Here is a 12,798-nt window from a genome sequence, read left to right on the forward strand (position 1 = left end):
AGGCCCTAGCGTTACAAGTAGCGACAAACAGGAATACATAGCGCAATTAAGAGACGGCTACGGGATGGACGAAGCGCAGATAAAAGCGGTTCTCCAAGAAGACGAAGACTTCCAAGACCGAGTGCTAGAACTTCTTCCTGAAAACCAAGCTGCATTTTACTGGTTTTTAGATGTTGATGACCTATGGGTTTACACCGAAGGTTTCAGAGTTGCGCTAGATATCCCTGCAGTAATGGCCGATGCACAAGCAACAGGCCGCAAGTACAGCAAATTGGACTACCAAAAGTTAAGAATTCTTAGCCGTCACGTAGTCTCAACACTTAACGAGCGTGCCAGTGAGCAAAAGTGACCTAGATATAATGATTAACTTACTTGCCAATACTAAAGGTATGCGCAAGGAGTATCAGCAGGCCATTGCACAGCAGGTAGCCCTTAATAAAGAGCTTACCCGTGGTACCTCGCAAGCCACTAGCCAAGCTGGCAGTTTTACCACTTTGGAAAACGCGGTTGGTAAGTTGGATAATCATCTAAAGGAATTAGTGAGCCAACAGGCCGCACTTAACAAGGAAGTTAGTCTTTCTAAGCAAAACACGAATGCCGCCCGTGATGGCCTAGACCGTTATGAGCAAGTGTTAGAGCAATTACAGCGCGAAATGCGCGACGTTATTGCCAGTCAAAGCAGTTTATCTCGCAGTTTACGTACTACTGATACGTCAGCATCTGCAGCAACGCGAAACATTAAGCAACTTGAAGTACAAAGCCGAAGCCTGGGCGCAGCCGTTCGGCCACTTGGCGGTTACATTGCCGGTGCTTTTGGTGTGCTTGCAGCGCAGAATGCCGCGGTAAATATTAAAGACACCCTTTCTGATTATCAGCAGTTCAGCACACGCCTTCGCTTCTTAAGCGTAGACACCCAAGACTACGCTAATTCACTGAGTTTCTTAACGCAGCTAGCAGATGATCATGGCAAGTCTGTACTGGTTATGGGCGAGAGTTATGCCAGCCTCGCTGCGCTTCGCAAAGGCGATATTATTAATCAGCAGCAACAGTATCAGCTAATGACGGGCTTAAGTAATGCGCAAAGCGCACTGGGTGTTAGCACCGACCAGCTGGGCAACCTAATGTATGGCTTGGGCCAAGCGCTTTCACAGCCCACAGTACAAACCGCTGAATTTAACCAAGTGATGGAGCCAATACCCGGTTTAATGCAGTCCATTACGAAAGCGGCTGGTCTGCAGGGCAAAACGTACCGTGATTTGGTTTTAGAAGGTGAAGTAACCAGCGCCATGTTCCGTGATGATCTTATTAAGGCACTGGGAGAATACGACGGTGCTGCAAAAGCCAATATCGACAACATTACTGCGCAAGAAAACGCGCTAGAAAATTTACGTGTTCAAACCATAGCAGCGTTTGAACAACCTATTAGTGATGCCTACGGCACGTTGCTTGAAACCACAGGCGAAGCGTTAATATTTGTAAGAGACAACGCCGAAACACTCACTACAGCGGTCGAGACATTAACAGCCGTTGCATTGGTTCGTGGTGCCGCTGCTTTAAGCAACTACGGCGTTGAACTTGGCCGAAAGACAATGGCACAACAAAGTGCAACAGCGTCAACACTAGCGGCGGCCAAAAAGCAGCATGAACATAATTTGTCACTTCAGTTAGCGGCTAAACGTTCACTAGAAGTTGCCAGCAACGACACACTTCGTGCTGGTGCACTTACTCGCTTAGCAACCGCAAACCAAGCGGTTATTGCCAGCCAAAATGCTTTGAACGTAGCTACTGCACAATATTCAGTGGTAGGACGAACGGCCACAGCCGTAGCACGTGGCTTATGGGCGGCAATAGGGGGTATACCTGGTGTTGTACTATTAGGTACCTACGCATTATATGAGTGGGCGACGTCTTCTGATGATGCTAAAAACAGCACTAAACAACTTAACGATGAAGTAAAAGCGCTTCAAAATACGTTGAATCCGTTTTCCCAGTACACCAAAACCCAAGCTGTTGGTGCACTACAGCGCTATACAGGCCAGTTAGAACTTGCCAAACAGCAAGCCGAAGAACTGCGTAAGCGTTTCGATAATCCTTATTTTAAGACCACAACTGAAGACGTTATAGCCGCTGAAAAAGAAGTACAGAGGCTGACAGACGTTATCGCACAGCTGCAGGCCATTCTTGCCAAAGGTAATGCATCTAACGACCCTATCGTTAATACCGATGAAATAACAAAGCAGCGCGAAGCGGCCGCCAAGCTTCTGGCCGACTTAGAGCGTCAACGTGTGCTTTACGGTCAAGTGGGTGAAGAAGCCCGTGTCTCTTATGAAACCACACACGGTTCGCTTAAGGATTTAACTGCAGCTGAAAAAGAAGCACTTATTCTTGCGGCTAAAAAACTCGACTCCCACAAGAGTGACATTGATGCACGTACCCAACAAAAGAATGCAGCCACAGCACTGAAAGATGAAGTTGACAAGCTGCTAGCTAAGCAGAAAGAAGAAATCAGCCTTTACGGCAGTACAAGCCGTGAAGCCCAAGTTAGATACGACATTGAGTTTGGTGCACTACAAAACGTTAATGACGAGCTGAAAAAGAAACTGCTTCTACAAGCTAAAGAGCTCGACAACTTAGCACAAGCTAAAGCCTTGCAGTCTCGTGTAGAGAGCATTGCTGTTGGCACCATGACCCCTCAACAACGAGAACAGGCTAATCATAAGAGCAATATCACAGACCTAGAAACGTACCGCGATAGCCTGCCTCAAAATGACCTGGCGAAACGCCAAGAAATCAACCAGCTTATTGAAGCAGAGCAGCGCCGGCACTCTAGCGCTATGACATCCATTCAGTCGGGAACCAAAACTGAAATTGATGCTATGTGGTCAGATACGTTTGACCGCTTTGCTTCTGGTATTGGTACCGCAACTGCTGACGCGATTTTTGAAAGTGAAAACTTAGGCGATGGTTTACGAAATGTATTCCAAAGCATGGGTAAGCATGTTGTAGCAACATTAATTGAAATTGGCGCGAAACGCTTAGTGCTTGCTGCAATAAACTCTACGGCGGCCACATCGGAAGCGGCAACAGCAACAGCAGCTGCAACAGCATCAGGTGCGGCTATTACTGCATCCATGGCTCCAGCTGCAGCGGCCACCACTCTGGCAACAGCTGGTACAAACTCAATAGGTTCAATAGCAGCCATTGCCGCAGTAGGCGCAGCCATTGCCGCAATGTTTGCAGGTTTATTTGATAAAGGTGGTCACATTCCATCAGGTAAGTTCGGTATTGCCGGTGAATATGGCCCTGAATTCGTAAAAGGCCCAGCGACCGTTACTAGCCGTGTAGACACCGCCAACATTTTAAACAGACAAGCGGCCAACGATGGCGGTGGGCGCAGCGTTGTATTCAACGACAACAGAACAATCAATGTTTCAGGTGGCAACACTGAAGAGGTAATGACGCAGCTAGCACCTATTCTTGAACGTCAGCAGCAAGAAACGTTAGCGAAAGTCGGTCAGCAATTTAAGACGGGTACAGGCCCAGTGTATTCAGGTTATAGGGCATCGCGATGAGTTTACCTATTTTCCCACGGCATATTTTGCCTTCATCCCTGCAATTTAAAATTGTACCCAATTCAAGTGTATCGACTGGCCCTGGGCGAACCTCTGAAGTGTGGACACGACCAGGTGCTTATTGGACCTTTAGCGGTTCATGGTCGAAGGTTCGATATGCACAAGGGCGAGAGCTTTCAAACTTTATTGATTCGTTAGACGGTAGCCGCGGCGAATTTATGATGTGGGATAGTACCCATACTCAGTTAGGTGACTGGGCAGGTAACATCGTGGTTGATGGAAACGACCAATCAGGCACGGTATTAAAAATTAAGAACGCCATTCCTAACACATTGATAGCGCCTGCTGGCGATCGTTTCCAGCTAGACAACTATCTATACAAACTTTTAGAAGATGCCGTTGCCGACAACATCGGTGAATGTACGCTTCGCTTTAGGCCTCAATTGCTAAGTATTCCGATAAGCGGTACCGGCTTAGTCGTTAACGACCCAATGAATAAAATGATGCTGCCTGACAACCAGCAGGGGCCGAGCTTCGCGCAACGAAAACTGGTGCTGAATGATTTTTCTATCAGCGGCTACACGAGTATTCGCGCATGACTTATCACCTCAAACCGCAAGTTGAAGCCATTCTTAGCCAATCTGAAAAGTGCGCCTGCATTATGGGTACTATCGAGTGGCCTGCTGGCATGGCGCGGTTTCACAATGGTGCAGGCCCAATCAAATCAGACGGCGAAACCTATTGGGGCGTAGCTAACAATGGAATGGTAAGTGTAATTAAAGAGGGTAGCGCTCCTCGAGTAACGCTAACACTTATTACCCCCGACACGTCGGTACTTGCTGAGGCGCTTAAAAATGATGCGGCAGGCGGGGAAGTGCGTTTGTACCTTGGCGTCTTTAATGACGACCAGCAGCTGGTTGCAAAGCAGCTTATCTATCTCGGCATCGTCAACAACACCCCTGCCAAGTACAGCGCTCCACCGACTATTTCTGTCGAATGTGTTAGCTACACCCATCGATGGAGCCAACCAAAACGCTACACCACGTACAGCGCAGCGAGTCAGCGTGCAATTTACCCTAACGACAGCTTTCTAGATGACGTCGAAGCCGTAGCTAAAGGGCCGCTAAGTAGTTACAGCGGAAGTAACGCCGTAAGCAGTGGTGGCCGCGGTGGTAGAGGTGGCGGTACAACAACGAGGCAGCGATGATAAGACACACTGACTGGACAGTTCGTCTGACAGATTTTGTAAAAAGTAAAAAGCACACGCCCTTTGAGTGGGGTGTGAATGACTGCTGTTTGTTTGTAGCTGACATGGCGCTTGCTATTACAGGTGTTGATCCTGCAGCCACGTTTCGCGGCAAATACAAGAGCGAACTTGGCGCTATGAAACAATTGAAAAAGCAGGGATTCGATAGTGTAGAAGCGGTACTAACCCACGCTTTTGGTTCAACCGTTTCAAGGCTAGAGGTGCGTCGCGGTGATGTTGTTTTATTTGAAAATGACGGCAGAGACATAGCAGGCGTTATGTTTGGTGAAGTACTCGCCCCGGGTGAATATGGGATAGAAACATTCTCTCCACTTTTAATTAAAAATGTTTGGAGGGTTGGCTAGTGGGTAAAGCGGTTGAAGCTGTTGGTGGCGCATTGGTTGGCTTAGTCGGCGGCGGTCTAAAATTTGCGTTTGGTTTAATTAGTGGTGTGTTCGGCTCACTGCTTCAGCCAGAAATACCAGATACCAGCGCCCTTGGCACTGGCCACCAAGACCTGCGCACAGAAAGTAATTCACCGCGACTTATGATTGTAGGCAAAACAGTGACAAGTGGGCCTATTACTAAGTACCAAAAGCGCACGCTTAATAAGAAAGAATACAACTTGTTCTTCACACCATTGGCTGCACACCCTTGTGAGAGCGTAGAGCTTTACCAGCTTGATGGAAAAGACACGTCTTCACTAAGTGGTAACGGCTACAGAATTCAAGTGGCGCTAGGTGACCAAACAACAGCAAACGCTACTGCCCGTACAGAAATGACCAATGTAGATGAAGACTGCATAGGTTTCGGCATAACGTACGCTTATCACAAGTACGAAGTGAACCCTGACATCTTCCCGAACGGCGTACAGGACGTTAAATTTTTAGTTGCCGGCATAAAGTGCTACGACCCAAGAAAAGACAGTAGTGTAGGGGGCAGCGGTGACCATAGAGCCGATGACCAAAGTACGTGGGAATGGACCGAAAACCCTGTTCTTATCAATTTGTACTGGAAGCGCTTCGGCGGTGACGAAGTATTACCCATTGAAATGTTTGACCTGACTAACTTGGCCTACGAAGCAAATTTATGCGATGAAGTTATTAGCTTCGAAGATAAGAACGGCGATACGCACACTGAAAAGCGCTGGACTTGTAACGGTGTAATAGACCTATCACAAGGGCAACGGATTGTTGAGGACGAGCTACTTAAAAGCTGCGGTGGTCGCTGGGTTGAAGCTGGCGGTAAGTATTGGCTTTTAACTGCAGCTTATCGAGGTCCTGCAACCGTTACACTAACTGAAGATGATTTAAAAGCTGACGTAGACCGTCAGCCATACACACCGCTTGAAGACAGGTGCAATGCTGTTGTTGCCAAATTCATCGACCCTGATTCCTTTTATCAAGAAACCAATAGCACTGAAATCTTCAGTGAATATTACCGTGATACACGCGATAAAAAATATCTTCAGCATGCAAGGCAATTGGCATTCACCAATTCTGACACCATGTGTCAGCGCTTAAATCGAGTCTACATGGAACGGTTAGCCGCTGGCGATACGCTTAAGGTCGTGGTTGGCTGGAAAGGTATTAAGTGTTCGCCTGGCAAAGTGGTGAACATTGAGTTTAAAGAGCACAATATTATCGGTAAAGAATACGAAGTTATCGACTTCGACTTTGACACTGAATCATTTACTTGGACATTGGTTCTACAAGAAACAACTGCAGAGATTTATAGCGATAGCGTTATACCTTCAGAGCGAGACTTAACGCCAAACACTGACATAGACAATACGTACGTGTCAGCGCCACAGAATATTAATTATTCGCCAACGCCAAACGATGCTTATCGGCAAGGTTTACTAACGTGGGAGCATAGTGCACCAGATAGCGTTCGCCGTTACGTGGTGCTAATCACCAAACAACCTGCAGATAGTTTTAGCCAGGTCTATTACCCGACGCTACCTGCATTGGATATTAACAATTTAGCATTGGGCGACTACAGCGTTGCAATTTCTGCTCAGAACCGCTTTGAAAAAAACAGTGTGGCTACACAAAAGGCGTTTAACGTAGGAGCGACATCAACCCCGACCGATGACATTGGCATTAATATTTTGCCAGGGCGCGTAATAGTTAATGGGCCAACTCCACCGAATGGCCGAGCAACCTACGAATGGAAGTACTCATTTGAAGGTAGTACACAAGAGAACTTTGACGACGCCATTAATGCTGGCCGTAACCTCACAATTACTATCACCAACACGCCGCACAACGGCACGGTAACGGTTTGGTACCGACTGGTAAACGACACAGCTGCAGACCCTAATTGGTTATCGGTGACTATTCCCAACCTGATTGGTATTGATGCACAAGATTTTGTGCCAGAAACCTTTGCTTTGGTGCAGTGGCCTGGCTTACCCGCAGCACTGGGTGATCACATTGAAGCGATTACTAATGATGTGTCTTATTGGAGTACCCAAACCAGTGAGCAAGGTGACGACTACCAGCAGCTTATATACAACGTTACCGAAGCAGTAAGCGCGAACCAGATAAACAGCACAGAGATAATCGGCCTTAAACAAAAAGTAGGTACCAAAACCGTCTCGGCACAATTTACTGAGTTCAAGCAGGTGAATATCGGTTATGAAGATGAAAACGGCGATTGGATAGTGGGTGCCCCCCTAGTTCGAGCATTTGACGAAGTAAAGGTAGTGAACAAAGATGGTGACGAACTATCAGTCATCAACTTCATGCAAGCACTTGAAAATCAGATTGGCGAGTTAGGCGGCACCTATTACCTTGGCGTTGTAGACGAAAACGAAGAGTTTACGGGCTTAAGTATTCAGGGCGGGAACAACAATTCATCAATTCACCTTTACATGGACAACCTTAAGTTCGCCAGTCAAGCCGGCGTAGTATTTTTTAACCTCAATACTATTACTGGCAAGTTAGAAATAGGTGCAAATACTGAGTTTACGGGAACTATTAGAGCAGCTCGGGAAGTAACCGTTCGTGAGCATTTTATGCGTGTTCAAGACTATGACGGGTTTGGGCCTGATAATTTAGTGATATGGGAAGGCGACCCTATTTTAAATACAGACGGTGAGCCAGACTACAGCCAGCTTCGCAAATCAAACGGTAGATTCGGTTGGAAGGACAGTTTTGCTAATGAATATCTAGGAGGCTCATTAACAACGGGGGAATTGATAAACGGTGGCGACTCAACACTTCTAACTCTTAACCCTTCAGTGGAAGTTGGCCCATTCACAACTAACGGTAACCCTAAAACGGTTAGCTGCAGTTTTGGGTGGGATGGAAACCACACGTCTGATGGTGCGTGCCCTACAGATTCAAGTTTCGTTCCCCAAGCCACGCTTATTCTTGAACGTAGCCTTGGTGGTGGGGGATGGTCAGAACTTCAGCGAAAAGTTATTACAGGCACAGTGGAGTATAACGAGTTCTATCAGGATGATAGAGCTGAGCCTAGTTGTAATCAAAGAGATAGAACGGGAGGTTCATTCACTTATACAGATACTAATACTTCACTGGGAACATTTTCATACCGTCTGAGGGTTACAGGACAACAACGTGCGCTATTGCAGCAATTTATCGACTCTCAAAGGTTGAGTCTCATTAGCGTCGAGGGGCGTCCGTCATGAGCGCAGTGAGAGAATTCCCAAGCGTTACACTTACAAACAATAGTAATCTGGTACAGATAAACACCAACGATTCTAACTTCTCAGTAGTGCCGGGTAGCGTGATTTTCATTGCAGGTGATAGACCTCGAGTGGTTACAAGCGGAAACACCGTTAATCGCACCTTAACGCTGGCTATTGCTTATACGGGCAATGACATAGTAGAGAAAAGCGCGACCCTTATACCGCTTGGTCAAAACAATGTCTTATTGTCCGCTATTACTTCACTAACAGAAGCACAAAACGGACTAGCCGAAGCATACGGTGATGGTCCTGGTAATGTTAGTGAAATTAGCTTTTCAATGATTGTCGATCCCCCTGCGACCGCTACACAGTGGCCTACTTGGGAGCAAGTGCAAGGTGATATAAATGAAGTATTGCCAGAAACTGCAACTCGTTTTCCTAATTTTTCGGAAGTGGGCGGTAAAGTTTCGGTTGAACAACTGCCCGATGATATCGATACGGACAATAAACGAACGCAGGCACTAAGCCCACCATTAAAGCAAAACCCAAGTCTTACGCATATTTTGAGTGATTACCCAACACTTAAAAAGACGGTAGATATTCCTACGTATTCACCTAACAACAGACGAGAAATGTTGTTTGATGATGTACGCCAAGTGGCTTATGTAGCATTAACTGATGAGTGGTTACCCATATCAAACATTGTTGAAAAGCGTGAATTTTTACTTACGACAAACGGTAAGCGTATTTGGTTTGACAGTGCGTACACAGGTAGTTTGACCTTGCGTGTTTACCCAATGGGGAACGGTGGAAACGGTCTACCTGATAACCCTTCGCTGGATAACTATCAGTGGCACACGATAACTTCAACAGTTACAAGCGTTACATCGTTTGGAAGTTCGTTCATTGGTCTTATCGACTACATAGAAACTGATGAAGGTTTTGAAACCTTATCTACTGCGAGAAGCAGCTTTCCATCTATTAATGCTTATTACGGCGAAAGTGATGGTAGCAAAGCGCCAAACCAATTTAAGCAATTTACGCTAAGACAAGACGGTGATTGGTACAGCGAAGACGTTATGCCAGCCACGCCTTATTCGATGGGTTCTAGTTGGTCGCAAGATTCACAAGACCCTCGATTATTTACAGTAAACAATGCGAGTGGTAGTGCTGATGCTTTAAGGCTGTTCAGCGAGAATTGGGATGACTACGACTTTGAAATGGTGCTCGTTACCGATGTAACTAAAACAATGGCGTTAACAGTAAGCAATAACGCTGACTACTACACCTATTTTGAGGGTACTTACCGCTTTATTATTGAGCAAGAGCGAATTTATTTAAAAAGACAAGCTAGCTTTGCCCCTATTACTGGCACGGTAAGAATTGAGTCATTGCGTTTGAGGGTAAAAGGCTATGAATAGATTATTTGATACGAACCGGCAAACCGATGATGGCTGGACCGAAGGCGAAGAATGGCTTGATTGCAACTCACCACAAGAATTTAACGAGATTTTTCACCGTACTTATGGTTCATCTGACCCCGACGACATAAACCCAGCTTGGCGAGTAGAACCCGGCGATAACTTTTACATAGGTGCAGACAAAAACCTGATCCGTGACTGGCATCCTATTCGTGATCCTTGGTTGCTTGATATTGCAGGCACAAAATCAGCCCCGCTCTCGTTCTACTTTGGCATTCAAAAAGGCGTATCAGACGTTGATACAAGCCTTGAAAATCACGCCCCATACATCGTTAACAACGTTAATTCTTTTTTAGAAATTAGCGCAGACCATTACCGTTTATTTGGTCTGAAAATGAAAGACTCAGACCCTGCAATTGAATTAACAGCACAGGTTGAAGGGATAACAGTTCAAGACGCTGTGCTTATCAACACGCCACTTATTAAAACTGAGGGCTACCGCATGATTGGTTGGGTGTTACGTAATATTACGTTTATCGGCGTGATAGCAAAAATGCTTGATGTACCTTTAGCGTCCAGCAACGTTTCTTTGCAAGATATTCATTCAACAGGTGAAGGTGATTGTGGCTTAACAGTGGGTGCAGGCCATAGCGAAGTAGAAGTAATCGCGCTAACTATTGATAACACGTATCACCAGTTTGATGAAACTAAGACGCTATATCACGGAGTGGTGTTTGAGTCTGGTGCAGAAGCAACGGTTCGCTACAACACCATTAACGGCTTTAGCGGTAGCGCATTTAAGTTTTACTGCGAAGCTGATGTGAAAGGCTTAGTAACAGATAAATGTGGTGCTGGTATCTACTTCGGAGAATATGCCACTGCTCGTGATTGTATGGTTACGTTCCTACGTCAAATAGAGGGTGACAGCTACGCATATTATTTTGAAAAAGACGGTGAACTTAATAACTGCGGTTGTAACCTTGATGAAACCGGAGGTTTAGGCGTGGTTGTTATGGGCGAAGGTTCTACCGTGACAGTAAACGGTGGAGACTACCAGTTGAAGTTACCGCTACCTTTTGCAACTGCAATAGGCGCCTCTACCATTGTTTTGAATAACGTTACCATTAATGGTGTGCTTTACAACGAGACTATTAACTTGTTTCTAGGTGAAAGTTGGCGCGGTGAAAAAGCAGAATCGGTTACCGATCCATTACCTGTTTACGCCAACAAAATGCTTTATATGCCTTTCGAGCATATTCCTCGTATGCGTGAAGCTATTTCGGTACAAGGGAACACTCAACCGTTTGGTAGTGTAATAACCCTACCTAGTGGTGCAAAAATAGCCCCTGATAAGCCAAGCGGTGTTCGTTATAACCCTTGTGAAGCTTTTTTGCATCTAGACCCAGGTGAAATGGCAACGGATTACTTTCGCTATTCTACGGAAGAGAATATTTATACCCACCGTTTTGAAATTTACCCCTCACCAGAAGTAGGCGCAAAAGTGGTTCAACCCGATAGCTTTAGCGGTAGCGGTTGGTCAAAGGATGGAGAGCGATATACAGCTAATAACGCTAACACTTCGCTAAGTGCTAACTACGCTTTTGAAGAGGGTGAGATTTACCAAATATCGTTAAAGCTAGAGGGCAGAACTTCTGGTGGCGTTTTGCCTTCAATTGGCAGCGCACAAGGTCAGTACAGTCATAGTTTAGAAGGTACAGAAGTGTGGCTTATTCGTGCGCCAGCTAACGCAACAGATATCACAATAGCAGGGCAAAGCTACGCAGGTGATGTGTTGAACGTTTATGTGCGTAAGCTACTTAGAACTGAAACACCAGCCGTACCAGAGTTAGAAGCCACAGTGAACGGTTCAAACGTTGAACTTATTTGGTATCTAGATCCGATTGCGCGATTAAAGGATTTGGAAACACCAAGAGTCACTATAACTGGTGAACTGAATTACGGTAATCGTGACGGTTACTGGGATAACGATGGTGGAAGTTACCTTTTTGAAAATGTCAGTGCAGCAGCCAAGAAAACCGCTATTAATTTACGCGGTGGCAATAACCTCGATGTTTGGAAACTGAGCGTAACAGGTGGCTACACAGGAGATTATGAAAGATACCAAAGTGCGCTTTCTCCTTCTCAAAATGGCGGCCCTCATTTTAATAAGATACAAGCTTGTTATGTGAAAGGTGATTTAGGGCTTACATCAAATAACGGCTCGTACACTAGCGAGTTCGGCAACTGCGACATAATGGTTTTTAACGGTCAATCTAATTTTGAAAACTATGGTTCCGAAGCTTATGTTCTTGGTATGGTCGGTAAAAATGCCACTGATGGGATCATAGACACCAAGAAAAGGATGGAAGTAAATCACAGTCTTTTCTATGGGGCTTATCGTAGTTTAAGAACGCACAATGTAGCCACGAACTTAGTCGCTAATAGCGACTTTGTGAGAACAGACGGTACTAAAGATTGTATAGCGCCAACTCACGCCCACAGCCTTACTAACGTTTGGAATTGTCATTTTGACGGGCAAAGAGGTGTAAGCATTGAGCAACTGAAAAAACAAGTGAATCCACACCACACTAAGTACAGCAATACAGGTGTTATCCATGTGTTCACAGAAAGTACAGATATATTAAAAACCTACCCAACAATAAAAGACTACTGCCGCGTTGCTATGACTGATATGGAGTTTGAAGTGTCAAGTGATAGCGGGGCTAATTGGTCAACGCTCAACGTTCCTAATGTTGGCTTGCCCGGTGTTATAGGCGCATTCGAGAGAACACTTAATTTTTCTTCAGGCACATATAAGATCAGATGCCGATGTCTTAACGGTGCGCTTATTGGCGCGTGGTCTAACACAATTTCAATTTCAATTACAGTATAGAGAGATAG

Annotated in this window: 8 protein-coding genes; all 8 read left to right on the top strand. The window is 45.6% G+C overall.

Annotation, left to right across the window (positions count from 1 at the left end; genetic code table 11):
- The first annotated feature begins 64 nt into the window (after positions 1 to 64).
- The 8 genes from ACM0P2_RS06115 to ACM0P2_RS06150 are packed head-to-tail and all read left to right on the top strand — an operon-like array spanning position 65 to position 12,790.
- Positions 65 to 349: a hypothetical protein gene (locus ACM0P2_RS06115; RefSeq protein ID WP_419227433.1), complete on the top strand. Its 285-nt coding sequence runs from the start codon at positions 65 to 67 to the stop codon at positions 347 to 349.
- Positions 336 to 3,572, top strand: coding sequence for a tape measure protein (locus ACM0P2_RS06120; protein WP_419227434.1), 3,237 nt, complete (start codon positions 336 to 338; stop codon positions 3,570 to 3,572). The genes ACM0P2_RS06115 and ACM0P2_RS06120 overlap by 14 nt, the downstream gene beginning before the upstream one ends.
- The gene (locus tag ACM0P2_RS06125) at positions 3,569 to 4,171 is read left to right on the top strand and encodes a hypothetical protein (protein WP_159118142.1); all 603 of its coding nucleotides are present in this window, start codon (positions 3,569 to 3,571) and stop codon (positions 4,169 to 4,171) included. The genes ACM0P2_RS06120 and ACM0P2_RS06125 overlap by 4 nt, the downstream gene beginning before the upstream one ends.
- Entirely contained in the window at positions 4,168 to 4,779 is a 612-nt protein-coding gene (locus tag ACM0P2_RS06130) for a hypothetical protein (protein ID WP_419227435.1), read from the top strand. Before ACM0P2_RS06125 ends, ACM0P2_RS06130 begins: the two co-directional genes overlap by 4 nt.
- Positions 4,776 to 5,183, top strand: coding sequence for a DUF6950 family protein (locus ACM0P2_RS06135; RefSeq protein ID WP_159118140.1), 408 nt, complete (start codon positions 4,776 to 4,778; stop codon positions 5,181 to 5,183). Before ACM0P2_RS06130 ends, ACM0P2_RS06135 begins: the two co-directional genes overlap by 4 nt.
- Positions 5,183 to 8,476, top strand: coding sequence for a phage tail protein (locus ACM0P2_RS06140; RefSeq protein WP_419227436.1), 3,294 nt, complete (start codon positions 5,183 to 5,185; stop codon positions 8,474 to 8,476). Before ACM0P2_RS06135 ends, ACM0P2_RS06140 begins: the two co-directional genes overlap by 1 nt.
- Positions 8,473 to 9,897: a hypothetical protein gene (locus tag ACM0P2_RS06145; protein ID WP_419227437.1), complete on the top strand. Its 1,425-nt coding sequence runs from the start codon at positions 8,473 to 8,475 to the stop codon at positions 9,895 to 9,897. Before ACM0P2_RS06140 ends, ACM0P2_RS06145 begins: the two co-directional genes overlap by 4 nt.
- Positions 9,890 to 12,790 (top strand): hypothetical protein, encoded by a 2,901-nt coding sequence (locus tag ACM0P2_RS06150; protein WP_419227438.1) that lies wholly within the window; start codon positions 9,890 to 9,892, stop codon positions 12,788 to 12,790. The genes ACM0P2_RS06145 and ACM0P2_RS06150 overlap by 8 nt, the downstream gene beginning before the upstream one ends.
- The last annotated feature ends 8 nt before the right edge of the window (positions 12,791 to 12,798 follow it).

Origin of the sequence: Alteromonas sp. OM2203 (assembly GCF_048517045.1) — a bacterium.
Lineage (GTDB): Bacteria > Pseudomonadota > Gammaproteobacteria > Enterobacterales > Alteromonadaceae > Alteromonas > Alteromonas gracilis.